Origin of the sequence: Mesorhizobium sp. M0678 (assembly GCF_040320505.1) — a bacterium.
Classification (GTDB): Bacteria; Pseudomonadota; Alphaproteobacteria; order Rhizobiales; family Rhizobiaceae; genus Mesorhizobium.
In genome coordinates, this window is the sequence record NZ_JAMYPT010000017.1 from 42294 (window position 1) to 67570 (window position 25277).

Below are 25277 nucleotides of genomic sequence, written 5' to 3' on the forward strand. Positions count from 1 at the left end.
GGCCGTCAGGCGGAAATGCCGCCGCTGCCGAGTGTGACATTGATCGTAAAGTTTGATCCGGACGAAACCGATTTGGTCGTCCGCCAGTTTCGCCCGCCAGGCTCACGGATAAGTGCAACGAAGCCCAGGGCCGTCGCATCCGGTTCGACCGTAATGGTCTTGGTCGCAGTTTTTCCAGGCGCGACGGCAATCTGGTCGGATCCGATGAGATCACCTGCCAGTGCCGAGCCGGCATCCCCCTGCAAGGCAAAGTAGTCGGCAGAGTTGAACTTACCGGTGCTGCGCAGCCGCATGACCAGCATCGTCACAGGCCGGTCGCCGCCGCCTGGTCCAGGGTTCATGCCGGCCGCTCCTGTCAGCTTGACCGTGATGACCGACGGTTTTGGCGGCCCGGCGCTTTGACAGGCCGTAAGCAGCCCGGTCGCACCCAAGGCAACGATAAATTCTCGTCGATCGATCATGTCTTACTCCTCCTCATATGCATCCCGAAAATCGGCGCCGATTTCGCCGAGAAAGCTCTTTTCCGCGCTCTCGGCGATTTCACGATGGCGTTTCTGGTAGAGCTCCCACAGCCTGGCGCCGCGCCCGCCCGACAACAGCGTGCCGATCGCGGAACTCGATTTCAGCTCTTCTTCGATGGCTGCCGGCTCAAAACGGTCGACCATCCGCCGCAAGGCAGCCTGCACGCCGCGCCAGGCGCGCACGTGATGCTGTGCCAGATCGCGAACCGCATCCGCGATAGCCGCTTCGCCGGCGAGAAATCCGGGGCTGCGTTCGGCGATAAGCATCACGATTGAGTCGTCGACCGTGGGCAGAAACTTGAGTGGATTGACCTCGGAGGCTCCGACCATTGTCTGGGCAACGCGGGCATTTCCCTTTTCTTCGGCACGCTTGCGCAGCAGCTGCATCAATCCTTCCATCATAAGCCGGTATTCGCGGCCGAACTTTTCCATCTCGGCGACGGCGTCGCGCCCGGGAAAATCGGCTTCCGCGACACCCATACCGCGCAGGAATGCGGTGCGAAGCGCCATGTCGGCGTGCTGCCTCGCAGGCGGCTGGCGGGCTGGGCTGGCGGCTGCGCCTGCCCGTATTGGGGGAGGGGCATCTGCCCCTCGCACGGGCACGTCCCAGGGATTGGCCGCTTGCTGTGGCTGGGCGTCGCCCTCGCGCTGCCCGGTTGAGCTGGCGCCGCTTCCCGGGTTGGGCGCTGTGGCTGGACCAAAACCGAAGTCGTCGCTGAATTCCGGCAGCTTTGCCGTCGCAGGCTCCGTAGCGCCGTTGGGGAACGACACCGACTCGAGGCCAAATGGGTCTGTCTGCTTGGGTGCGCTGGCTGGTTCTGGATAGTTTGCGGTGCCTTTGGATACTGGTGTTGCGATCGGATCGAGGCTGAACGGGTCGTCGAAAGCAGGCGAGCTGCGCTGTCTGGAATTGGCGCGTTCGAACGCACCCGGGATCGGCTGCTCGAACGGGTTCGGCAGCTCGGCTGGACGTGGCCGCTGCGGCTCCTCTTCCACGGCGGCTGAAAAGAAATCGTCACGGCCGATGCTGACCGGCGCCCGAGACGCCAGCGGTGAGCGCTCCGGAACCGGCGCTGCGGCTGCTGCTGTAGCTTGGGCACTAGACGTCTGCAGATCGACATGCACGATGTAATCGCCCAGTCTCAGCCGCATGCCATTGCGAAGACGCGTCGACTTGCCGGCGCCGAGCGGGCTGTCGGAGTCGTCTATGAACAATCCGCTGCTCGACGTATCGGTGACGAAATATCCGTCGCGCCCACCGCTGATCCTGCAATGGGCGCGCGAAACGAACATGTCGGGATCGTCGATCTGCCAGCCGGCGTCCGCGCTGCGGCCGATCACCAGTTCCCCCTCGTCAAGCCGGGTCTCCCGTACCGCCTGGGTGCGTGGCCCTTGCTCCAGCGTCAGCAGCAGACTCATGCCGCGACCTCCGCCCCTTCCTGCCGCCAGCCGACTAGTGTCCGCAGCCGCATGTCGTCAGCATCGCCCCTTTCAGCGGGCCGCGCAAGCCACGCGGTCCGGGCGAGTTGCACGGTTCCAATACGCGGCGGCGGAACGGCATCGCGCGCCAGCACGATGCGCAGATCGACGTCGAGCGATGCGCCGACCATGTCCCTAACGGCTTGCTTGAACAATTTGAGGCGTTGACCGCCCGGCAGGAACGCCTTGAACTCCTCATAGCCCAGCGGGCCGACGCGGAGCTCGATCCTGCTTTGACGGTTGAAGACGCGCGGACCGATCGTCGCTTCCCGACCGAGCCCTGCGTAGGCTTTGCCAACGCGGGTCTGGAGCGCGGCTGGTATGGTCATCCAGGCAGCGATGAACTCCCTGATCTGGACCGGCACCTTGAACGCCTCAGCCAGGAACAATGTCAGCCGCTCGGGGCCGTCGACCTGATTGGCAAGCGAAGCGGCCTGGCGCAGCTTCACTGCGTCCAGTTCGGGGTTGTAGGTGCCGGGAAGCCCTATTCCCGCCATGGCTTCAAGCATGGCGCGAACGCGCCCACCTACCGGGCGCTCGACCTGAACCGCCGGATGCGCATCCGCCCACGCCCTGTAATACAGCGCAATCATGCGGTTCTGAAGAATGTTGACGAAGTCCATGAACGTCGTGTCGCTGGTCTGCTGCGCATCGGCGCCGGTGAACCAGCGTTGCGACAGGCGATCGAGTACCCAGCGCGTCAAATGCAGGGGCATCGGACCTTCAGGCCCCATCAGACCAATGTTTGCGACCGTAACCCGAGCGGGCGCTTTGTCAGTCGCTTCGCGGAATTCTGCCAAGTCCTTGGCGAAAAAGCTGAGACGGACATGCTGCCCGAGCCGCGACGGCTCGCGCTCCGGCGGGCCGGAATAGCCGAACAGCCCGCCTCTTCGTTCGAGTCGCCGCAACAACTCGAAGAAGTCGAATGCATCCGACAGCTCTTCGGACCGGCCAGGCTTGTCTAGATCAGGTAGCGATTGCCGGGCGTCATGGGCCATGGCACATCCTCCTGCTTCTGCAGCAGCCATGTGCGGGTTCGCACAAAGCCGTTTATTCCGGCATGACGGGCAAACAGCCGTGCCAGCAAGGCCGAAAGCAGCAAGGTGCTCTGCCCCGCCAGAACCGATTGATCGACATGCAATGTCACCTCCGTGCCTCGTCCGAAGCACATCGGCCCATCGATCTGCAGCCGTTCGATGACCGACCGGGAGTCGATGCGCACGATCGAGTGCACATTGCGGGCGAGGCTCGGGTCTCCCCTGTCGGCGTAAAGCTCAAGCAGCGCATGCAGCGGATCGACGCCGCGACCTTCTTTTGCAAGGCTTAGAAAGTTGAGCGCGAGCTGCGCTACAAGCCGCCAGGCGAGATTGTCGGCTCGCGATTCACCCGCCGCGCCCGCCGGCAGCGCTGCGGGGATGGCTGGGCGAGGCGGGCGCAATGCGCCGAGAAGCCGGATCGTCTCGACCGGATCGCCGGCTTCCAGAGTCAAGGTAGGGTTGTCGTCAAGAATCGGCAGATCGCGGTTGGTGCAGAGCGCCACGACGTCGACGCGCTTCAGCGGCCGGTTCGGAGGACTTTCCGCGGGACGCGAAATCGCCAGGAAAACGTCGTCGCCCGTGTATGAAGTACGGGTGAGGCCGTCGCGCCGTTCCTCCTCCGTCGGGCGGCGTGGGCGCCGTTCGGTGGAATAAACCCAACCGCTGCCGCGGTTCTGTCCCAGGCTGAAGAGCTCCGGGATTGCGGCGTCGCTCCCCTCGCTGTCGGCGTCCTCGACGCGGATAACCCGATAGATTTCGAAGTCCCGCGCTCGCGTGCGGTCGGCATGCAGCACCTGCCGCGTCTTGCGTGGATCGAGCTCGACGACGTTGCACTCACGTTCGAACAGATTGATGATCGGCGTTGCGAAAAGTTCAAAATCGGCCGCCGTCACATCGGCAACTTCAGGCACCGGACGCCTGAAGATGAAGATTATCTCGAGTTCGGCTGTGCATGTGCGCACGATGGGCTGCAATCCCGAAACCCGAGCATAATGAAAGCGCTCCGGCATCATGAAATATTCGCGCAGAAGACGGTACCCTTCGAAGGTCGGACGTGTACGAGGCATCAGCGCCTCGTCATCGTTGATGCCGACCATTTCAGGTACCGGCAACGGCGATATCGGGTTGGCCTTGCCTTCCGGCCGTGCACCAACGGCCGCGCAGGCGCCGAAAATCGCGTCGAAAAGCAGTGGTGCCTTGGTGCGCGCGGAAAAGTAGAGATCAAGCCGGTCGAGCGACAGTTCGTCGAGCTTGCCTTTTCCGGTACGAGCCAGCGTGATGCGAAGCGCCGCCTCGCCATCCACACCGCCGATCCGCGCGATGCCGGCTGCAGCCAAGGCGCTGCGATCCTGAAAATAGCCGACCGAGGTGATGGCAATCGGCCACAGCGTGATGTCCTGGGCGGTGGTGAACGTGCAACGCGTCGACAGGCCTGGCTGGAGGCTGGAAACCAGACGCGTATTGCGTTTGACGACATGGCCCCCAATCATTGTCTGGACCTGCTGGCCGGGTTTGAACACCACCACGGCCGTTGCCGGCGCCGGCGTGACAAGATCGGGATAGAGAACATCAAGGACGGCGCGCGAGAAACGCGAGCGTTCCGCATCGACCTTGAGTCGGGTCCGCGCGGCCAAAAAAGCAACGCCGTCAAGCAGCCGCTCGACGTAAGGGTCCGGACAGGGGACCGTATCGAGTGAAAGGTTGCGCGCCACCGCGGGATGCATGTCGGCAAATTCTGCCGCGAGCGCGCGGATATGGGTCAGTTCCTCCTCGTAATATTCTACGAAGACCCGGTCCATCTCAGGCTTCCCTAAATTCGGTCCGAGCCAAGCCGTTATCGAGATTGATCGTGGTGCGCAGGCGCATACGTTCGGGCGTGGGCGTCATGATCAACACCGCATCTATCTCGATCCTCAGGCCCACGGTTTTGTCGCCAAGGGTTACGGCAACCTTTGTTGCACTGTCCTTGAGACGCGGCTCGAAGGTGGCAAGCACCGAGCGGATCTCGCGCGCAAGGGCCTCGCGATCAAAGTCGCGGGAAGAACGGCCCGAGAAGGAAGGCACTCCGTAATTGACGACGCTGCGACGCACCTCCGGAAAATCGGCGAGCGACGGTGGGTTGTCCGTGGCCTGTTCGCTTTCAAGGTCGGAAAGCAGCGGAACGGCCTCGAAGCGCTCGGTATTGAACAAAGCCTCGACATCGCGCCGCACGGCTTCCTTGAGCACACGCGCCGACACCACCACGCCGCGGCTTTCGATTTCAGCGCGGTGCTGGCTCTGAAAGGCCAGGCGATGCAGACGCCGCTTCTGGTCGGCCGCCAACTCCGCGTCGGCGTCGATGAGCCGCGCGCTGGCCGCAACAAGATTGTCCAGCCGCTCCGCGCCAAGCTCGTCCTGCAGTGCCTGGCGCAGCCCGTCTATCTCGGAGGTCATACCCGGCAGATCGTTTACGAGGCGGTCCCATAGAGAGGGCTGGACGGCTTCGCGCTTTGCTCGCGAGCTGCCGCTACCCAGCGACTTGTCCGCGCCGGGCCGCCGGGCCTCACTTGCCGACATAGACATCCATTTCGATTTCGTCGTTGTCGTCGTAGACGAACTTTATTTTCTTGTAGGCAAAGCTGACCTCTTCCTCGATCAGGTCCTCCTCATCCTCGGCCTGCGACATGTCGTATTCCATGATCGAGGCGTCGGTGAGTGTGACGACCAGGTAATCCTTGGTCTCGCCATCAATGGTCCGCCGTGCCGAAAACACGACTTCGTCCAGGGCCTTGTTTTCGAACAGCGCCTTTTTCAGGTAGGGCGAGGACTTGTCATAATGCTTGGTGAACTTGATCATACCCAAGGATACACGACCGCGGCGCGAGAGCGAGTTTGGATCATAGGGTGCGATCATCTTGTAATCGACGCCATGGATTTCGATTTCGTCCTCATGGCCATCACGAGTGCTTGGACCTTTGATATCCGGAACCTTTAGAAAGCCATCAATCTTCGTATTTGTGGGCATTGTCTTTCTCCACCGCTTTCAAAAACCAAGATGTTGTTGCTGCAAATCAAGTCTTTACGGACGGAAGTTCCGAAACCAGCCGGAGCGAGGCATTGATACCCTCCAGCTGATAATGCGGGCGCAGATAGAAGCGGGCATTGTAGTAGCCTGGGCGTCCCTCCACGCTGTCCACCTGAACCTCGGCGGCGGCGAGCGGGCGCTTGGCGCGCGCCTTGTCATCGGCAAACGCCGGGTTGGCCAGCACATACCGGTTGATCCATTCGGTCAGCCAGATCTGCATGTCGGAGCGCTCCTTGAACGAACCGACCTTGTCGCGCGCGATCGCCTTGAGGTAGTGGGCAAAGCGCGAGACCGGGAAAAGGTAGGGCAGGTTGGCGCTCAGCCGCTCGTTGGCCTGCGCATCGGGGTCGACCAGCCGTCCCGCCCTTGTCTCGTCGTCCTGCAGCGAATGGGCGCCAATGAAGGCGGCGAGATCGGTGTTTTTTCGATGCAGGATGGGCATCAGGCCGAGCTTGGCCAGCTCCGCCTCGCGCCGGTCGTCGATGGCGACCTCCGTCGGACATTTCATCGCTATCGAGCCATCATCGGTCGGGAAGCTGTGCACTGGCAGGTTGAGGACCGTGCCGCCATTTTCGACGCCGCGGATCTGCGTACCCCAGCCATAGAGCTTGTGGCTGCGGTTTATGTTCACGCCCATCGGGAAGGCAGCGTTCATCCAGACATATTTATTGTGGTCGCCATGCACCTCCTCCTCGAAGGTGAAGCCCTTCACCGGAACGGTATCGGTGCCATACGGCAGCCGCGCCAGAACGCGAGGCATGGTCAGGCCGATGTAGCGTGCATCCTCGCTCTCGCGCAGCGACTGCCAGGAGGCATAGGCGGGGTTGGAGACGATCTGCTGCAGGTCCTGCGGATTCGGCAATTCCTGCCAGCTATCCATGCGGAACAGGCGAGGCGAGGCAGCTGCGATAAAAGGCGTGTGCGCTGAGGCGCAGATGCCGGAGATGTTGCGCAGCAGACCGACGTCGCGCGGGTGGTTGGAGAATTCGTACGCACCGATCACACAGCCGATCGGCTCGCCGCCAAGCATCGAATACTCGTCCGTGTAGACTTTCTTGAAGATCGGGCTCTGATCCCACATCTGGCCCTCATAATCCTCAAGCGTGTCGGCCAGCTGCTCCTTGGAGATGTTCATCACCCGGATCTTCAGCTTCTGATCCGTCTCGGTATTGTTTACGAGATACCACAGGCCACGCCATGTGCCCTCCATTTCGCGCACTTCCGGCGCGTGCAGGATCTCGTTGACCTGTTCGGAAAGCATCTTGTCGATTCCGGCAATCAGCGACTTGATCGACTTGATCGCATTCGACGAGATGGTCGTGGTATCGGAACGTGTCTGCGCTGCAAGTGCGAGATTGCGCACCAATTGCTGCAGCTTTTCGCTGTCGTCCTTCTTGACCTTGAAATCCTTCTCGAGGAGTCCGCTGAATTCTCCAAGATCAATGGTTTCCGCCTCGGCGACGGCGGCGGTTTTTTGCTGTTCGGCCATGGTCATTCCCCTGCCTTGTCGTCCGCCAGTGCCTGGCTGGCGATCTGGCCAAGAAGCGGTTCATTGTTCAGCAGTTGCGCAATACGCTTTTCGGCGTCGACGCGCCCGTCCATGAAGCCGAGAAGTTCCTCGAGTTGGCGGCGCATCTTGAGGATTTCGGCCAATTGGGGCACCTGCTCGGCAATCTTGTCCGGCGCAAAATCGCCCATCTTGGTGAAGGTGAGGTCGAGCGCCAGCTCCTCGTCCCGCTCGGCGCCTTCGGCCTGGGGCAGCGTATTCTTCACGCGGGCTTTCACGCGTGGTCCAAGTGCCTCCATGAAACGCGGGAAACGGTTCGCATCGGTCTCGACAAGGGAGCGGTCCAGTATCGACTTCGACGCTTCCTTGGTCTGCGAAGCGCCTGAAAGGTCCGCCATGACGGCCATGACGAACGGCAGCTCGATTGTCGTTGGACTGCCATAGGTTTCCACGTCATAGGCGATCTGCACCCGCGGCGCGCGATTTCGTTCGATGACCTTGGCTTTGCTTTCGGCTGGCATTGCTTGCTACCTTTCATCCTTCTGAGCCGTCTTCTTGGCATCGGGAACGCCGGCAAGAAGCCGGAACTCCTTCAATCCCGACGGGGCGAGATCTTCCATCAGTTCTACAAAATCCATATGCACCATCCGGCGCACACGGCGGGCGAGGTGGGGAATCGGGCTCGACGGTTCGGTGCGGTCATAAAAGGCGACTACGAGGTCCAGGCATTTCACCACGTCGTCGCGCGATGAAATCCTGTCAGGGAGTCCGGTGCTCGAGTCCGCGCAGCCAGCCACACTTGCCATTGCATCGGCTCCATGACCGTTTCGGGCAGGCATTACCGGTTCTGCAAGCGAAGGGGACGGCTTTGCCGAGCCATTCGCCATCGCGCCGGCAGCCGAGTTGCGCTCGAGGGTTGTCAACAAACGCTGCAGGAACCGTTTTAATTCCGGAACGGTGGTCCCGCCGCTGCCTTCAAGGCGAGCGTTGAGGGCTGTCTCGATGGCTTCCAGTGCCGCGACCGCCGCGCGCGCATTGGCGATGAGCGACTGCATTTCCTCATTGGCTTGATCCGCCTGTGCCGCGCACCCGGCACGGACCCGATTCAACAGTTGTCCGTGCGCACTGACAAGCGCTGCCTTTTCGGCCGCATTCAATCCTGACGCTGCTTCTTGCAGCATGACGCGGTCGTCGAGCGCAGCGTGTTCCAGGTCGCGTCCGCTGATCGGCCCGATCGAGCGTGGCGCAAAGAAAGTCATTTGCCGCAGGTTGGCCAGCAGCCCGTCCTGACCATTTTGAAGGTCGAGCAGCGCGTTGATGCGGCGCAAGGCGGCCTCGCGAGGCGACGTGTTGGGGCGCAGCGCCGGGTGCATGGTTTCCCAATGCAGGTCGAACGTCCGCCCAATAAGCGTCAGACCCTGCGCCAACCCGGCCAGTCCCTGCTCGTTGGCCAGTGCGCGTGTGACAATTACAATCAGGCGCAAGTCGCGGCCACGCGCGCGCAATTCCTCAGCCTTGGTGAGCACTGCTGGCCAGTCAACGGGAATGGTGCTTTGCGAGACCGGCCTGTTGTTGCCGTCATGGACAACCTTGACCTGGGGCTCCGTCAGGCGCTCCAGTTCGTGAAACGCCGGATCGTTACGCAAATCCTCTCCCGACGGATTTTCACCGTCGAGCGGAGCAAGCCAGAGTGCGACGTCGATCACACCGATCCCCCAGTCGCCGGCCCTGAGGCCGACCTGCCCCTACGTTATCACACGGTTGCGCTTTTCCACAATTCAGCGAGTGCGGAAAAATTAACAAAAGCTAATGCAGCCTTGTCTTGATTGTGGAATCCGAAAGGCGTGATTGCCGAGCCCTGGACCGGAAATGTCGTGCCTGGGATCTCAGGCTCGTGGTTGTTTGCAGCCGGCGATGCAGGATCTTCCACCAATGATGGGAGCCCGCATAATCGGGGATCGAAACCTTTGTTCATCCCGCACTTTGTCAAGCGGCTGCTTATGTGGCAGGTTATCCACTTGCAGAGTGCAGGAGCACGTTCGATGGAACAGCGCCGGTCATCGCAGAGTTTCAAGCGCAAGGAACTGGTCGGCAAGCTCAATCCTCTAGGGTTGCGCGCCTTCAAGGCAGCGGCCGACAGCGCCAAGCTGCGCGGCAATCCTTACGTCGAACTCGTCCACTTCATTGAGCAGCTCGTGCTCTCCGACCGCTCGGATGTGCAAATGATGATCGCCGATGCGGGACTGGATGCGAGCCGACTTACGGCCGATATGACGCGCGCGGTGGACAAACTGCCTTATGGCGCAACCTCGATCGAAGAGTTTTCGGACCATATCTTCCACGCCATCCAGGAGGCATGGAATCTGGCAACACTGGAATTCGGCGTGGAGGAGGTTCGCAGCGCACATGTTCTGCTTGCTTGCCTGAAGACACCGGTACTGGAAGGCCTGCTGTCGAAGATCAGCGGCGAGTTCGACAAAATTGACGCCGACGCCGTAGTGGCGCGCTTCGCCGATATCACGGAGGGCTCACTCGAAGCCGGCGCTTCGCCTACGGTCGCCGCGGCAGAGGCGCCGCGGCGGGTTCCGGGCGGGGATTCGGCACTGGCCAAATATGCCACCGACCTGACTCAGCGCGCCCGCGACGGAAAGATTGATCCGGTCGTCGGCCGCGATCCGGAGATCAGGCAGATTGTCGACATACTGATGCGGCGCCGCCAGAACAACCCGATCCTGACCGGGGAGGCGGGTGTCGGCAAGACCGCAGTCGTGGAGGGTTTTGCTCTGCGCATCGCCAAAGGCGATGTGCCGCCCCCACTGCAGGGAGTGAGCGTGCGCATGCTCGACGTTGGATTGATGCAGGCAGGCGCTAGCGTAAAGGGTGAATTCGAAAAGCGGCTGAAGGCCGTAATCGACGAAGTTCAATCCTCTGAAGCGCCGGTCATCCTCTTCATCGACGAAGCTCATACCCTGATCGGTGCCGGTGGTGCTGCCGGAACCGGCGACGCTGCCAATCTGCTCAAGCCGGCGCTGGCGCGCGGCGAACTTCGCACGATAGCGGCAACGACCTGGTCGGAATACAAGCAGCACATCGAGAAAGACCCGGCACTGACCCGCCGCTTCCAGGTGATAAAGATCGACGAGCCTTCGGAATCGGTTGCCATCCTCATGTTGCGCGGCGTAGCCGGCGTTCTCGAACAGCACCACGAAGTGCAGATATTGGACGAGGCGATCGACGCGGCGGTCGCCCTGTCGCATCGCTACATCCCGGCGCGGCAGTTGCCGGACAAGGCGGTCAGCCTTCTCGACACCGCCTGCGCGCGTGTCGCCGTATCGCAGCACGCCACGCCGGCCGAGGTCGAGGACATCATGCGCCGTCGTCAGGCGCTGGAGGTCGAGCGCGGCATTATCGGCCGCGAGGCTGCAATCGGCATCGAAGTGGCTGAGCGGCAGGCACGGGTCGAGGCTGGGCTTGCTGAGACCGAACGCACGCTAGCAGCCGCGCAACAGCGCTGGGAGCGCGAAAAGGCGCTGGTGGCCGAGATACTCGAACTGCGCGCCAGGCTACGCGGTGACGGCGTGCCTCTCGATGCCGTGGAAGGGCAGGAGGCCGCCACTGAGACAGAGAGCGTGGACCTGCCGGAGACCGAACGGTCCAACGCCGGGACGAAGGTTGCGGCGGGAGGCGGTACTTCTCCTCCCGATCCGGCTGCCGATCTCGCTCGGCTGCGCGAACTGATGAGCGAACTGGCCGAGGCGCAAGGCGAAACACCGCTGATCCTGCCATCGGTCGACCGCAACGCCGTGGCGGCCGTGGTCCAGGACTGGACGGGCATCCCGACGGGGCGGATGCTGTCGAGTCAGACCGAGAAGGCGCTGCGGCTCGCGGCCACTCTGTCCGAGCGCGTTGTCGGACAGGATCACGCCATGGAGATGATCGCCAAGCGCGTGCAGACCAGCCGCGCCGGTCTCGGCGCTCCGGAAAAGCCGGTGGGTGTATTCCTGCTTTGCGGCCCCTCGGGCGTCGGCAAGACCGAAACCGCCTTGGCACTGGCCGAAACGCTATACGGCGGAGAGCAGAACCTGATCTCGATCAACATGTCTGAATTCCAGGAGGCGCATACGGTCTCTACCTTGAAGGGCGCGCCGCCCGGCTATGTCGGCTACGGCAAGGGAGGAATTCTCACCGAGGCGGTGCGACGCAAACCCTATTCGGTGATCCTGCTCGACGAGGTCGAGAAGGCGCATCCAGACGTGCACGAAATCTTCTTCCAGGTCTTTGACAAAGGGATGATGGACGACAGTGAAGGTAGACGCATCGATTTCAAGAACACGCTGATCCTTCTTACGTCGAATGTCGGCTCCGAAGTGATTATGGACCGGACAAGGAATGGCACGGTCCGGGCAGGGCTCGACGAACTGGACACCGCATTACGCAGCCCATTGCTGAAAGTCTTCCCTGCGGCCTTTCTCGGCCGGGTGGTGACCATCCCCTACTTTCCGCTTTCGGATTCGATGATCGAAGCGATCACCCGTCATCAGTTCGCCAAGATTGCTCGCCGGCTGCGCGCGACCAACGATGCGGAATTGGTGATCGGCGACGGTGTAATGGATCTGGTCAAGACCCGCTGCACGGAGATCGAATCCGGCGGCAGAATGATTGACGCCATCCTAACCAACACGCTTCTTCCGGAACTGAGCCGCGGCGTGCTGAACCGGTCGCTCACGGGCGAAAAGATGACGAAGGTCACGGTTGGCGCCTCAGGCCAAGGGTTTACCTATTCCTTCGAATAGGCCAGGCGAATTATGGCGGGCCCCTTTCGGCCGATTACTGCATTGAGCTGATGTCCGCTAATTGATACCTGCGGCTTGCACGCGCTCAGCTCGCTATCCGAGGACAATCATCGCCGCCATCGCCCGCAGTTCTGCCTGCTGGAAAAGCGCGCAGCCGACCGGCGAGCGAGATGCGGTGCATAGCAGAGGGCACATGATGACTTTAGCAATCTCGCCCTCGGAAGCTGAATTTTCGTATGATGACTTCGATTTTATCTTGCGCCGGGAGTATGCGACGTCATGGCCCGCAAAAGTTGGAGGACCCATGCAGCAGGTCGAACATCGAACGTCCCGCAGGTCGTTCGTTTCGGAGGTCGCAGATGCGCCGCGTGACCAGATCGAAGCAGGCTTCTACGCGCCTACTGACAAATTGCCGACAGAACCCCGCGCTTATCTAGCACGCGTTCACATCCTCGGCGGACAGGTTGGGAGCCTCAAGGCGCTCGGGCCTTGTCTTGACCGCTTGGTACCGATCACCAACGGCACGGAGCGATGAGCGTCAGCCGGCGCCCCAAAGCCGCCACCAACAACTGGCGCGAGGCGCCAGCGTCACTTCGGATCGCCGCCACCTCGGCGTGAAGGACGGTGAGGTTCACCCCGGTCGAAGTCGAATGAGAAATGCTTCCGCATCTTCGCCGGCGCTACCGAGTTCGGCGCCGCATGGAAGAAGACCTCGCGCGCGGGCCGCGACTATCACTCGGTCAAGCTCGATGATCCGAGCTTCCCCGCTCCGATCTATGCGAGCCTGGTCGAAACCGGGACCGAGGGCGAGTTCTCCCTCATCTGGTCCCGCCCCACCGCAGAGTCATCCGCCCAAACGGAGCACCGCCGCAAAAGGCGGGGCTTCGCCATGTTCAGGTCCGCTGCTGACTAGCACATACGTCGGGTGCAGCACTCTAAGCTTTAACGGGTGCCTTGCGCGCCTTCCTCACCGGCGACTTGATTGCGGTTGTCGCTGCCGCGGTGCGAACAGCTCGTTTTGGTTTTTCTGCCGCAGCTATTGCTGGCACTGCTGCCTTGCGCCCCAGGCCTATCGATTTCGCCAGGGCCGAGCGGGTAGCCGCGTAGTTCGGCGCCACCATCGGATAATCCGAGGGCAGGTTCCATTTCTGACGGTATTGGTCAGGGCTCAGATTGTAATGCGTTCTGATATGCCGCTTCAAAGATTTGAACTTTTTCCCGTCTTCCAGGCAGATGATGAAATCAGGTGTCACCGATATCTTAATCGACACCGCGGGCTCCAGTTTGACTGCGGCCGGAGCCACGGGCTTGCCGACCCCTTGCAAAGCGGCATGGGTGTCCCCGATCAGCTTCGACAACTCGCCGACCGGCAGAGGATTGTTCGAAACATAGGCGGAAACGATGTCGGCGGTAATTCGTACGAGATCAGCCTGGTCGTTTTGGTCTGGAGAAACGGTCATCGAGTTTTCCTCTTGTCTAATGGCGCACGTTGAAATGGATGAACTGTTTATTGCCAAGCAGGCAAATAATTCATTATTCCGCAACAAACCCTATTCCCCGCAAATATCAAGCCGGCAAGCTTCGCTTTCATCGCCTCCAGACAAGCTTGGACGCGCTCGATGTCGGCAGCCGTGCTGGTCGGGAATACTGAAAGCGAGCAGCGACTTCGGACAGCGCTGCCCTATTCCCGTGCGTACGGCACGCGAGCATGGCCGGGGCGCTGGCCCGCGAGCGACGGATCATCAGCGCGATGATCGCCGCAACATAGGGCATCATCAACATAGATTGGTAGGGAATGGCTATGCCGATGCCTTGGATTTGCAATTGCAGCGCATCGAGGAAGGAAAACACTAGTGCCGCTACCAAAATCGGGTAGGGCCGCCACAGGCCGGCGATGACGATGATGATCGCCAGCCAGCCGCGTCGGTTGGTCATGTCCGGCACGAAACGCGCCGCTTGGCCGACAGAAAGAAACGCGCTGCCAGCCCCGCCATCAGGCCGCCGAAGACCACGGCAGCATACTGGACCGGTGCAGAGGCATCTCCATGGGATATTTTCGCGCACCTACGCTCACATATGCCGGATAGTATAGCGAACTCGTGCACGGTGCCTGCCGCCATCTTCATACCTGATGGCGCCGTTCGCGTCCGTCTCGACCAGGCCAATAGCGACGTCAAAGTCATAGTCCCCATATAGCGAGACATTGTTGTTCACGACGCTGAGCTGGACGGACGTGGCATCTGGCTTCGCTATGAGGCTCTGACGCTCTACTCGCAAATGTTGGACTCGAGGACGTGGCGCCGCCTCGGAAGAGGTAGGCCCGCTACCGACGATGATCTGCCGAGGTTCGTCGAACGAGCGCTTAGAACAGGACCACCCTTGCCGTAGGTGTGGGAGGTTGAAGGCCTGCAAGGTCCTGGGTGGCTTCTCGACCAATGTGGGCATTTGGAATTCGATAAAGGACAGCCGGCCAAGGCCAGAGCTCCGTAGCATGCACCCGCACTCCAAATACAGCCATCGCATTAAGACGCAGGCCGAATAAATTTTCGCCAATATTCCGGACTGAGCGGCTAAGCAACGGTGGAGCAACCGTACGTTTGTTACATCCAATTGAAGCCAATCGGGAATAGTCCCAACGGGGCGTGTCTTTGGGGATGGATTGGATGAGCAATGCGCAAAGGGGACTCCAGTTCTAGGAGCATCGCTGCATTTCTAAATAGGGCCGAGTATGGCGACACAGTTTCGATGAAAACGGCACTGAAGCAAATTAGGCAGGCTGCGCCTTGTTTGGTCGCATCCGACGAAGAGCAACCGAGGCGATCGTCGAAGCAGCTGCCATGGGCCTGTCTCAATGAGTGGCATATTATCCTGGCGATTTGGCCTTGTTGAAACAGTGGTCTTTCATCGTGTCTGCGCCGAGGCCGGTATCTCGGTTAGTAGCCAGCAAGCGGAGCGCCTGAGCATGACCGCAATGGCACTCTTCTCGGACGGCGAGTTCGACGAGGCTGTTCTTTATGAACGCCTTCGGCTTGTGGCCGGCTCTCTGCCGAGAAAGGACCAAGCATGACTCCCATCATCGGGAAGCCCTAGCGAGCGTTGTCGGTCGATATGACCTCGTCGATCGACACGTGGGCGACAGGACAAGCGATCCCGCAGCAATACTGTGAGGCGAAGGGTTTGCTGCCTTTGCCGAACTTCCCTGCGCGCCGGTGTTCCACCGCGGAAAAAAGCCCGCCGCACGGTTGGGTGCGGCGGGGCCGGACGGGCGCTGTTGCACCAAGCGGGGACTTGGGTGGGCGGGCTTGCCAGGTGCGCGCGAGCCGTAGACAAACTTAGGCGCATGAGTTGGCCATACGTCTAGTAACCGCCAGTTGGACTGGCCCGAAATCAGGTTTCCACTGTCAAGGGACAGGACAGTTCCCGGAGCCCTGCCCGACGGGATCGACGCCGGCTGCATCCGACCGGTTCAGATCAGAGCCGTGCACACGTCATGAACAGGCAAAGCCGCGCACCCCTGTGAGGTACGAACCGCCGCTGGTTTCCATAACGACGCTACACGTCTCGGGTCTTGATACCTGCGTGCGGGGAGCTGTGCAAAGACCCGTTCTCGGGGCGCTCACGCTATATCCTTCAGCGTGTCGAGCGGCCCTTTCAAAGCGGACCTCGGTTGGATCAACTCCGGCGCAATCAGGAAAATCTGCGGGGCCGTCGGCGGTTCATTGATCAGTTCGAACGCTTTCGCAATCATCGCCTCAAAATTCTGCCGCACCATGATTACGGGGAAGGGCAGGAAAGAGGCGAATGGGTCATAGTCGTAGCAACCGACGACAAGCTCGCTAAACATCTCCGCCGGCCGGCCCGCCATGAAACGCAGCAGACCCTCCATATTGATCGACGAATTGATGAACAATGCGCGCGGCAGCTTGCCACGGCGTTGGCAAAATGCCTCGAAGGCACGCAACGTTATGTCGGGCGAATAGCCGGAGGACTGTACTCCGTCATCAGGGTCGGCGCCCAACAGTGCCTTTTTGGTCGCATGGAAAGCGGCGATGCGTTCGCGGCTTGCGTGGTCGTTGCGGCCGCCAAACAGAAACAGCTCGTCCGGCCGCAGGGGGTCATCATTGCCGAATTGGCGGATGATTGCCTCCGTCAGCATCCGCGCGCCCTCATAGTTGTCGCTGATCACCGAATGCGCCTTTGCTCCCGGTAGGTCGATGTTGACATGCCTCAGTCCCGCCGCCTCGCAGACCTCGTGCACGCCGTCCGGATCGGTGGCGCCGACGATGAAGAGCTGGTCGATTGAGTAGGAAATCAGCGTCTCCGCGGTCCGCCGTTCCTCTTCCGGGTCGCGGCTGGCACTGACCACGACCGGGCATTGACCGCGGCTGCGCACATGTCCCTCAAATGTCTGCGCCATGGAGGAGAAGTAGCGATTGTCGTGGATGGGCAGCATCAGGCCGACCAGGCCCGATCGCGACCGTCGCAAGCCTCGCGCCTGCAGATTGGTGGTGTACTGGTGGCGTTCGGCGAGGCTGAGAATTGTTTCCGCCGTGCTTTCTTTGATGCGGCGCTTGCGCCAAGTGCCATTCAGCACCGCGCTCACGGTCGACGGCGAACTGCCCGATAGCACGGACAGATCATAGATCGTCGCCTTCTTCTTGACCTGCTGATCCATGTGGCCCTCCGGAGGGTCTCTTTAGAGCAATATCCCGCTGGAGCAATATCTCCCTTGACGAGCGCATCTTGATGCAAGATAGTTTTTGCACCATCGATTGTGCAAGCGCAAATCGGTGGCGGACGTATGTTCCCTTTGGGAACGCTATGGGAGGAGTACAGATGAAAAAAATCATGATCGCGGCGCTCGCCGCGACCCTTATGGTTGGCGGATCAATCGCTGCCATGGCTCAGCAGGCCGGCAAAGTCGGCGTCGTCGTCAAGATCGGCGGCATTCCCTGGTTCAACGCAATGGAGGCGGGGATCAAGGAGCGCGGCCAGAAGCTCGGCGTCGACGCATTCATGGTTGGCCCGACTAGTGCCGATCCGGCACTGCAAGTTCGCGCCATCGAGGATCTGATCGCACAGGGCGTCAAGGTCATAGGTGTCGTGCCGAATGACGCGAAGGTGCTTGAACCTGTCCTGCAGAAGGCGAAGGACGCCGGCATCATCGTGATCACGCATGAATCGCCCGGCCAGAAGGGCGCCGACTGGGATTTCGAACTCGCGTCCGCGACCGGCTTCGGCGAGGCTCATGCCAAGCTCTTGGCGGACAAGATGGGCGGCAAAGGTGAATATGCAGTCTTCGTTGGTTCGCTGACGGTGCCGCTGCACAATGCCTGGGCCGATGCGGCAATCGCGTATCTGAAGAAGAACCATCCGGACATGAAGCTTGTCGGCGATCGTTATGGCGTCGCCGAGGATGTGGACAAGAGCCGCAGCACTGCACTTGACCTGATTTCCGCCAATCCCGGCTTGAAAGGCTTCCTTGCCTTCGGCAGCCAAGGCCCGATCGGCGCTGGCCGCGCAATCGAAGAGCGCCGGAAGGTGGGCCAGATATTCGTGCTCGGCCCATTCTCGCCGGGGCAGGGACAGAAGCTCATCAAGAGCGACGCGATCTCCGGCGGCTTCATGTGGAATCCGAAGCAGGCGGGTGAGGTTTTCGTCACGCTGGCCGACCAGCTCATGAAGGGCAAAGAAGTCAAGGATGGCGATACGATCGAAGGGCTAGGGACAGTCAAGCCCGACTTCGAAAACCATAACATCATCGTCGATCAGCTGGTCCCGATCAACAAGGACACTGTCGACGGCCTTGCGGCGATGGGCCTGTAAAGCCTCGCAAGGCTGTGGCAGCCGGGCTGGCCTCGAGCCGGCCCGGCTGAGGATGTGTCAACGCGATTAGATCCAGGTTCAACTCGATGGCTGATCAGGCACCCGATGGCTCCGCGTCACGGCCGCTGCTATCGCTCCGAAATGTCAACATGACGTTTGGCGGCGTCAAGGCGCTGAAGAATGTCAGCTTCGAGGTTCTGCCGGGCGAGGTGCATTGCCTCGCCGGCGAGAACGGTTCAGGCAAGAGCACGCTGATCAAGGTCATCACTGGCGTGTACAGGCCCGAGGCCGGCGCCGAGATCGACTATGACGGCCAGAGCTACGCCCATATGTCACCGGTGACGGCGCAGGCCGGCGGAATTCAGGTCATCTGGCAGGACCTCGCCCTGTTCCCCGAGATGACCGTCGCCGAGAACATCGCGTTCCAGACTGTCATCGGCCGCTGGCCGCGACTGGTGAACTATGCCGAAATGCGGCGTGTCGCGACCAACGCCTTGCAACGTCTTGGTGTTACCCTCGATGTCGATCTCGCACTCCACAATTTTCCAATCGCACAGCGGCAGATCGTAGCTATAGCGCGCGCGCTCGTCGGCGAAGCGAAGCTTGTCTTCATGGACGAGCCGACGGCCTCGCTCACCCAATCTGAAACCGACTATCTGCTGGACATTGTGCGCAATCTGTCGGCGTCGGGCGTTGCCGTTGTGTTCGTCAGTCATCGCCTGGCGGAGGTTCTCGAAATCTCCAGCCGTGTGACGGTGCTGCGCGACGGCGCCTTGGTTGGCGTGTATCCGACCAAAGGTCTGACCCAATCGCGCATCACCGAGCTGATGACCGGTAAGACCTTCGACTATTCCGTCCTGCATCGCGATTTGAGCACGAGCCCGGTCATGCTTGAGGTTAAAGGGCTGTCGCGGCCCGGTGAATTCGAGGATGTGTCATTGACGGTCCGGCGCGGCGAGACGCTCGGCGTCACCGGCCTGCTTGGGGCAGGGCGCACCGAGCTGGCGTTGACCTTGTTCGGCATGCGCAAGCCGAGGTCCGGCTCTGTTGTGCTGGATGGCAGGCCCGTTCGCTTCGGTTCCAACCGTGACGCGATCGCCGCCGGCGTCGCCTATCTTTCGGAAGACCGGCTGTCGCTCGGCCTCATTCAGCCCCAATCAATTGCCGACAACATTGTCATTGCCTCGCTGGACAAGGTTCTTTCGGGCGGTTTCATTTCGAGCGATCGCAAAAGGTCCCTGGTCAGTAGCTGGATAAGGGATCTCGGCGTTAGGATCGGAATGCAGGAAGACGCGGTTTCGACCCTGTCGGGGGGAAATCAGCAACGTGTCGCCATTGCAAAATGGCTGGCCACTCAACCGAAACTGCTGATCCTCGACGGACCGACGGTCGGTGTTGATGTTGGCGCGCGTGCCGGCATATTCAATATCGTTTCCAAGCTGGCCGACAGCGGCCTGTCGATTATCCTGATCTCGGACGAGGTACCGGAAGTCTATTTCAACGCGGACCGTGTGCTGCACATGGCTCAGGGGCGCGTTGTCAGCGAATATATTCCCGGCGCCACGTCCCTCCAGGCGATCGAAGAGGCGGTCTATGCGTAGGTTTGTCCGCTCTCATGCAACAGAGCTGGCTTTGCTCGCCGTGATCGCGGTCATCTGCGCCTTTCTGTCGTTTGCGACAGACCGGTTCTTCACCCTCGGCAATGCGTTTGACCTCCTGAACACAAGTTCGGTCAACATCATCTTCGCCGTCGGTCTGCTCGTCGTGCTGATTGCCGGCGGCATTGACATCTCCTTCGCGGTTGCCGCCTCCGTGGTGCAATATCTGACGGCAATAGTCCTTGGCTGGATCGGCGGCGGGAATTGGATTGTCGGCCTCACCATCGCTGGCGCATTGGGCGTCACGTTGGGCTGCATCAATGCTTTCCTGATCCACAGGTTCAGGATCATCTCGATCGTCGCCACGATTTCGACCTTCAACATTTTTTTCGGCTTGCTGATGTTCTTCACAGGCGGCGTTTCGATCTACAATCTGCCGGACTGGCTCACCACCCGCGTGGTGCTGTTCGAGCGCGAGATGGCTGACGGCACCTGGGCGGAGATCACCCTACCCGTGCTCATTATGGCCATGTGCGTATTCGCTACCTGGGGGCTGATCACGCGCACGACCACTGGTCGCCAACTCTACGCTTTTGGCGACAATCCGGAAGGCGCGCGCCGCTTCGGCATCAATGTTGGGGCCATGCAATTTATCGCCTTCGGCTGGCTTGGCCTGATGGCAGGCATCGCCGGTCTCGTCCAAGCGCATTACGCGCAGGAAGTCGTGCCTAACGCCCTATATGGGCGCGAACTCGACGTCCTGGCAGCCGTGGTCCTTGGCGGTGCACGGCTTGGCGGCGGCAAAGGCAGCGTGCTCGGCTGCATTCTTGGCGTTCTGTTGGTCTCGATCACCCAGAACGGACTTAATTTGATGGGCGTGTCGCCTTTCGCGTTCAAGATGATCGTCGGCACCATCATCCTAGCCGCCATTACCCTGTCGAACACCAGCATCGAACGCCTGCTGCCGTTCCTGAAAAGCCGGCGGGTGCCTTCATGACGGCTGTGATTGAACGCGTCCGCAACTTGCTTGGCCCCGAACTGGCAGGTCCGCTTGCTGCGTTCGTGGTAGTCATGATCGTGTTCGGCATTGCCGCACCGAACTTCCTTTCCCGGGCCACTTTTGGCTCCGTCGCCTACCAGCTGCCGGAGCTCGGCCTGCTCACACTCGCCATGCTGCTCCCGATCCTGACCGGCGGCCTGAACCTGGCCATCACCTTCACCGCCAACATCGCCGGGCTGACGCTCGCTTGGATCCTTCAAAGCCAGGGCGGCGTCGACGCGGGCATCGGTGCCTTTGTCCTTGGCGCGATCCTTGCCCTTGCGGTCGGAGCACTTAGTGGACTGATCATGGGGCTCGTCATCGCCAACACCAAGGCTCACCCGATCCTGGTCTCGCTGTCGATGATGATTTTCCTGCGCGGTCTCGGTGAGTTCCTGACGCATGGCGGCGACGTGTCCGGCTTTCCCAGCTTCCTGGCGCCGATCGGCTACGGTTCGATTCTTGGTATCCCGGTTCCGTTGCTCATTTTCATCACCTGTGTGCTGATCTGGCAGCTCCTGCTGACACGCATGAAGCTAGGCTTCAACACCTATATGATCGGCTCCAACATCGAGGCCACGCGCTACTCCGGCATTAATACACGCAAGGTGCAGGTTCTGGTCTACACACTGTCCGGTGCGATGTGCGCGGTCGCCGGTATCATCATGCTGGCGCGCTTCAATTCGGTGCGTGTCGGCCACGGCGAGTCCTACCTGCTGATCACTGTGCTTGCCTGCTTTCTTGGCGGGGTCAATCCGTTCGGCGGCTTCGGTCGCGTGATCCCTGTCTTCGTCGCGCTCGTGGTGCTCCAGCTTCTGTCCTCGGGACTCAATCTGATGGGCGCCAACCAGCATCTGGCGACGGCGGTCTGGGGCATTTTGATGATCACCGTGATGATCCTGCGCTGGCTTGCTGGGCGCCTAAAGTTCCTAAACACAAACAAAGGGTGAGTTAGATGCATGGTTTTGGGGTCCACACCTCGATGTGGACGATGAACTGGGACCGGGCGGGCGCAGAGAAGGCGATCGCCGCTTCCGTCAAATACGGCATGGACTTTATCGAGATCGCGCTTCTGAACGCGCCGGCGGTCGATGCCGCGCATACGCGCGCCTTGCTCGAAAAGCACAATCTTCCAGCTGTTTGCTCGCTTGGCTTGCCGGAGCGGGCCTGGGCCTCGGTGCGGCCGGATGCCGCCATCGAACATCTCAAAGTGGCCATCGACAAGACTGCAGAGATGGGCGCTCTGGCGCTTTCCGGTGTGATTTTCGGTGGTATCGGTGAACGCACCGGCGTGCCACCCACCGACAAGGAATACGACAACATCGCGCATGTGCTGACCGTCGCCGCCAAGCACGCCAAGACGCGCGGCATAGAGCTCGGAATCGAGGCGGTGAACCGCTACGAGAACCACCTGATAAATACCGGGGCGCAGGCCGTCTGGATGCTCGAGAAAGTCGGCGCCGACAACATCTTTGTCCATCTCGACACCTATCACATGAACATCGAGGAGAAGGGGGCCGCCAATGGTATTCTGGCCGCTCGTGAGCACCTGAAATACATTCACTTGTCAGAGAGCGATCGCGGCACCCCGGGCACCGGCAACTGCCCCTGGGACGAGATCTACGCAACGCTCGCGGCGATCGGCTTCAAGGGCGGACTTGCCATGGAAAGCTTCATCAACATGCCGCCGGAAGTCTCCTATGGCCTCTCCGTCTGGCGGCCGGTCGCGAAGGACGAGGCCGAAGTGATGGGCAATGGCTTGCCTTTCCTGCGCAACAAGGCTCGCCAATACGGTCTGATCTGACCCAATGCATGACGGGCAGGAGGCGGACGGCGCGAATATCGCCGTCTTCGACGTTGGCAAAACCAGCTCTCGGCGATGACGTTCGACGGCGTGCTCGCCGAGAGTCTTTCTGTCCGCAACGAGGTTCGGCCCGGTACAACCTTGGCGGGAACCACGACCTCAAGGGCATTAGCGACTGGCTGTTCGGCTCGCTTGCCACTTTGTGCCGACAAGGAAATTCTCGATATTGGCTGCAACATGGGTGTCGTCGCCTATGAGATATCCAAGCTAAGACCCAGTTCGATCCATGGGATCGACATTGCCAAACCTCATATCGAAACGGCAAAAATGTTATTGAGGGGCTCCCCGGTACATGCCCGGTTCGATCGCCTAAATCTTGGCAGCCGGCGCCTCGGCAATATCCTTCTGCCGAAATACGATATCGTCCTGCTGCTGGCCGTCTATCAGCACATGCAGCGCAACATCGGCCCAGGCAAGGCGCGAAGGGTGCTTTCCAATATTGTGAGGCGCACCTCAAACGTCGTTGCCCGCGTTCCGCCTGGAACGGATGGCGAATTCATCGAAACGCTTGCCGATGAGGGCTGCACTCGGCATCTTCCCTCACCTCAACAGTCGTGCGTTCGTCTGAGTTCGTTTCTGCGAACGCGCCGTGGTCGATAACGACCAAAACGCAACGCCCAAATCACCTCCACTTGCCGTTGGGCACCCGCAACTGGAAACGATGGCGGGCGTTTCTGTGACTGAACGGGATATAAGACTACTGTGGCATCAAGCCTGGTTGAGGAAAAGCCCGACTGTCATGAAGCCAATGAACGAAGAGCATCTGGCGATCCTACGCAGGCACATGGTCGAGATGATTGCAATCCATACCGACCTTGCAAGCGAAGAACTCGGCAAGGCGGCGCTCGATGAGCGGGTGATGGCAGCGATGCGGCGAGTGCCGCGGCATCTCTTCGTTCCAGCCTCGGTTGCAGCTTATGCCTACCAGGACATGCCCCTGCCGATCGGCTTCGATAAAACCGTCTCGCAGCCGTTCATCGTCGCTCTCATGACCGATCTCCTTGCGCCGCAACCGCACGAGGCGGTGCTCGAGATCGGCACCGGCCTGGGCTATCAAACCGCAATTCTTGCGGAACTCGCCGGGCAAGTTTGGAGCGTCGAAATCATCGAGGAATTCGCAATCCATGCGAAGGCTCTCCTGCAGGGCCTCGGCTTAGCCAATGTCGGCATTCGTGTCGGAGACGGGTCTCGTGGCTGGCCCGAGCACGCCCCATTCGACAAGATCCTGGTCACGGCGGCGGCTGAGCAGACCCCCCCGGCTTTACTGAAGCAACTCAAGCCGGGGGGACGCCTGATTCTGCCTTTGGGATCTGAAGAAGCACAGTTTCTGACTGTCATCGACAAGGATGCGGCAGGGCAGCTCGGGACCCGGAAACTCATCCCGGTTCGGTTCAGCCGGCTCGAAACGGCCTAATGGAAGGTGCAGACAGCCGCGACGGGCAGCGCTTTCAAGCTTGGCTGCGACAAGGGCGTCCAGCTTCACGACATCGACGGCGAAACCGCCTCGCCTTCCTTGTCATCGAACAGATCGCGCCTGACGCTCCCGCCTGCCGCCTCGTAGGCGTCCAGCCCACCCAGGAAATTTGACCCTCTTGTCGCTTGCCCGAACGCCCCGCCAGCAAGCGCGGAACGAATGTTTTGCGCGTAACGGTTCCACGCCGGCAGTTCATTCCACACCCGTTCCTGCGCCTCGTGATCGTCGCTGATCGTGAAGGCCGAAAGCTGCTCAAAGGTCATGTCCTCGTTGCGGTAGGCTTCCAAGAGGCGCGGCGACACGCGACCAAGGGCAAGGCAGCGGCGCACAATCGTTTCGGCCGCGCCGAACCGTGCGGCAATGTCGGGGACCGACTTGCCTTCGTCCGCCAGATCGCGGAACGCCTCGTACTGGTCGACCGAGTGCATGTCCTCGCGCAAGACGTTTTCGGCAAGACTGGTCGCCTTCGCGTCCCCTCCCGCTCGCTCCTTGCATTCAACGGGGAATCCTTCGCGATCTCTCCCTTCTCGGCCAGCAGATTGAGTGCTGCGCGGCGTCGCCCGCCAGCGCTCACGAAATAGCGGCCCTTCTTGTCGCCCTTCCTGACGACAAGGTTTTGCAGCAGCCTGTAGCCATCGGCCCTGTTGCTCGCTGCCAGCGCCGCGATACCCTCGGCGCTATAGGTTTTGCGGACGTTCTTCGGGTCTACGTCCAGCTTGTTCAATGAAATGGTTATGGTCTCGGTCATGATGCTTTCTCCTGATTTCCCTTTTTCCCGCGAAGCGAAATCCTGCCCGAAGGGGCAGGAGCCCCGCTCCTGCTCCCGAGCTCGTGCGGAACAGCGGCGGAGAGGGGGCAAGACGACAAATCGGACGGGGATCACCCGCCCGAAGGCGAAGCCGGGGGTCGGCGCCGATCCGCGTATGTGGATCCGCGTCGATCCTGCACAGAGCGCGGCCCTGGCCGCGCGGAGGAAGGACGGGGAGACCGATTTTCCCCTTGCAGGGGAGAGGGGGCAGAGCCGCCCTTTCCCCCCTCTTTTCACTACTAACCCTGACCCGGCTGGGCTGGCGGC

Annotated in this window: 22 protein-coding genes and 2 pseudogenes; 9 read left to right on the forward strand and 15 right to left on the reverse strand. The window is 60.9% G+C overall.

The features are described from left to right. Positions 1–5: 5 nt before the first annotated feature. The 10 genes from tssJ to NKI29_RS24800 are packed head-to-tail and all read right to left on the reverse strand — an operon-like array spanning position 6 to position 9583. Entirely contained in the window at positions 6–461 is a 456-nt protein-coding gene (gene tssJ / locus NKI29_RS24755; protein ID WP_352692816.1) for a type VI secretion system lipoprotein TssJ, read from the reverse strand. Between the two features lie 3 nt (positions 462–464). Beyond that, positions 465–1940 carry a type VI secretion system-associated FHA domain protein TagH gene (gene tagH / locus NKI29_RS24760; protein ID WP_352797470.1) on the reverse strand — a complete coding sequence of 492 codons (1476 nt, stop codon included), beginning with the start codon at positions 1938–1940 and terminating at the stop codon, positions 465–467. Next, positions 1937–2998 carry a type VI secretion system baseplate subunit TssG gene (gene tssG / locus NKI29_RS24765; RefSeq protein ID WP_352692812.1) on the reverse strand — a complete coding sequence of 354 codons (1062 nt, stop codon included), beginning with the start codon at positions 2996–2998 and terminating at the stop codon, positions 1937–1939. Before tssG ends, tagH begins: the two co-directional genes overlap by 4 nt. Next, positions 2962–4836, reverse strand: coding sequence for a type VI secretion system baseplate subunit TssF (tssF, locus tag NKI29_RS24770; RefSeq protein ID WP_352692810.1), 1875 nt, complete (start codon positions 4834–4836; stop codon positions 2962–2964). Before tssF ends, tssG begins: the two co-directional genes overlap by 37 nt. 1 nt (position 4837) lies before the next feature. Beyond that, positions 4838–5593: a type VI secretion system baseplate subunit TssE gene (tssE, locus tag NKI29_RS24775; RefSeq protein ID WP_352692808.1), complete on the reverse strand. Its 756-nt coding sequence runs from the start codon at positions 5591–5593 to the stop codon at positions 4838–4840. Next, the gene (locus NKI29_RS24780; protein WP_023678576.1) at positions 5580–6041 is read right to left on the reverse strand and encodes an Hcp family type VI secretion system effector; all 462 of its coding nucleotides are present in this window, start codon (positions 6039–6041) and stop codon (positions 5580–5582) included. Before NKI29_RS24780 ends, tssE begins: the two co-directional genes overlap by 14 nt. 46 nt (positions 6042–6087) lie before the next feature. Continuing rightward, entirely contained in the window at positions 6088–7590 is a 1503-nt protein-coding gene (gene tssC, locus NKI29_RS24785) for a type VI secretion system contractile sheath large subunit (protein WP_023720342.1), read from the reverse strand. 2 nt (positions 7591–7592) lie between these two features. Beyond that, entirely contained in the window at positions 7593–8129 is a 537-nt protein-coding gene (gene tssB / locus NKI29_RS24790; protein WP_352452817.1) for a type VI secretion system contractile sheath small subunit, read from the reverse strand. 6 nt (positions 8130–8135) lie between these two features. Then, the gene (gene tssA, locus NKI29_RS24795; RefSeq protein WP_352692805.1) at positions 8136–9314 is read right to left on the reverse strand and encodes a type VI secretion system protein TssA; all 1179 of its coding nucleotides are present in this window, start codon (positions 9312–9314) and stop codon (positions 8136–8138) included. A 47-nt stretch (positions 9315–9361) separates the two neighbouring features. Next, positions 9362–9583, reverse strand: coding sequence for a hypothetical protein (locus tag NKI29_RS24800; protein ID WP_352692803.1), 222 nt, complete (start codon positions 9581–9583; stop codon positions 9362–9364). Between the two features lie 67 nt (positions 9584–9650). On the opposite strand from NKI29_RS24800, the gene tssH reads away from it, so the two are divergent. Continuing rightward, positions 9651–12401 (forward strand): type VI secretion system ATPase TssH, encoded by a 2751-nt coding sequence (tssH, locus tag NKI29_RS24805; RefSeq protein WP_352725097.1) that lies wholly within the window; start codon positions 9651–9653, stop codon positions 12399–12401. A 661-nt stretch (positions 12402–13062) separates the two neighbouring features. Then, a pseudogene (locus NKI29_RS24810) lies at positions 13063–13245 on the forward strand (DUF736 domain-containing protein); the annotation flags it as partial. Positions 13246–13336: 91 nt separating this feature from the next. On the opposite strand, the gene NKI29_RS24815 reads toward NKI29_RS24810, so the two are convergent. From NKI29_RS24815 to NKI29_RS24825, 3 genes are all read right to left on the reverse strand, one after another. Next, positions 13337–13861, reverse strand: a complete 525-nt coding sequence (locus tag NKI29_RS24815; protein ID WP_352692799.1) for a Ros/MucR family transcriptional regulator — start codon at positions 13859–13861, stop codon at positions 13337–13339. A 127-nt stretch (positions 13862–13988) separates the two neighbouring features. Continuing rightward, entirely contained in the window at positions 13989–14345 is a 357-nt protein-coding gene (locus tag NKI29_RS24820; RefSeq protein ID WP_352692797.1) for an ABC transporter permease family protein, read from the reverse strand. A 1672-nt stretch (positions 14346–16017) separates the two neighbouring features. After that, a complete protein-coding gene (locus NKI29_RS24825) occupies positions 16018–17076 on the reverse strand; it encodes a LacI family DNA-binding transcriptional regulator (RefSeq protein WP_352692795.1) in 1059 nt (352 codons plus the stop codon). A 161-nt stretch (positions 17077–17237) separates the two neighbouring features. Between NKI29_RS24825 and NKI29_RS24830 the strand changes: the two genes are divergently transcribed. The 7 genes from NKI29_RS24830 to NKI29_RS24860 all read left to right on the forward strand — a co-directional run bounded on the left by NKI29_RS24830 (position 17238) and on the right by NKI29_RS24860 (position 24142). Continuing rightward, the gene (locus tag NKI29_RS24830) at positions 17238–18227 is read left to right on the forward strand and encodes an autoinducer 2 ABC transporter substrate-binding protein (RefSeq protein ID WP_352692793.1); all 990 of its coding nucleotides are present in this window, start codon (positions 17238–17240) and stop codon (positions 18225–18227) included. Positions 18228–18313: 86 nt separating this feature from the next. Then, a complete protein-coding gene (locus tag NKI29_RS24835; RefSeq protein WP_352692791.1) occupies positions 18314–19828 on the forward strand; it encodes a sugar ABC transporter ATP-binding protein in 1515 nt (504 codons plus the stop codon). Further along, on the forward strand, positions 19821–20822 hold the full coding sequence (locus NKI29_RS24840) for an ABC transporter permease (protein WP_352692789.1): 1002 nt from the start codon (positions 19821–19823) through the stop codon (positions 20820–20822). Before NKI29_RS24835 ends, NKI29_RS24840 begins: the two co-directional genes overlap by 8 nt. After that, positions 20819–21814: an ABC transporter permease gene (locus NKI29_RS24845; RefSeq protein ID WP_352725095.1), complete on the forward strand. Its 996-nt coding sequence runs from the start codon at positions 20819–20821 to the stop codon at positions 21812–21814. The genes NKI29_RS24840 and NKI29_RS24845 overlap by 4 nt, the downstream gene beginning before the upstream one ends. A 5-nt stretch (positions 21815–21819) precedes the next feature. Then, entirely contained in the window at positions 21820–22668 is an 849-nt protein-coding gene (locus NKI29_RS24850) for a sugar phosphate isomerase/epimerase family protein (protein ID WP_352453096.1), read from the forward strand. 75 nt (positions 22669–22743) lie between these two features. Continuing rightward, positions 22744–23328, forward strand: a complete 585-nt coding sequence (locus NKI29_RS24855; protein WP_352725093.1) for a class I SAM-dependent methyltransferase — start codon at positions 22744–22746, stop codon at positions 23326–23328. A 139-nt stretch (positions 23329–23467) separates the two neighbouring features. Then, positions 23468–24142, forward strand: a complete 675-nt coding sequence (locus tag NKI29_RS24860; protein ID WP_352797472.1) for a protein-L-isoaspartate(D-aspartate) O-methyltransferase — start codon at positions 23468–23470, stop codon at positions 24140–24142. A 65-nt stretch (positions 24143–24207) separates the two neighbouring features. Here the strand turns inward: NKI29_RS24860 and NKI29_RS24865 are convergent, their stop codons facing one another. Further along, positions 24208–24642, reverse strand: a complete 435-nt coding sequence (locus NKI29_RS24865) for a ParB/RepB/Spo0J family partition protein (RefSeq protein WP_352692856.1) — start codon at positions 24640–24642, stop codon at positions 24208–24210. 146 nt (positions 24643–24788) lie between these two features. Further along, positions 24789–24950: pseudogene (locus NKI29_RS24870) on the reverse strand (hypothetical protein); the annotation flags it as partial. Between the last annotated feature and the right edge of the window lie 327 nt (positions 24951–25277).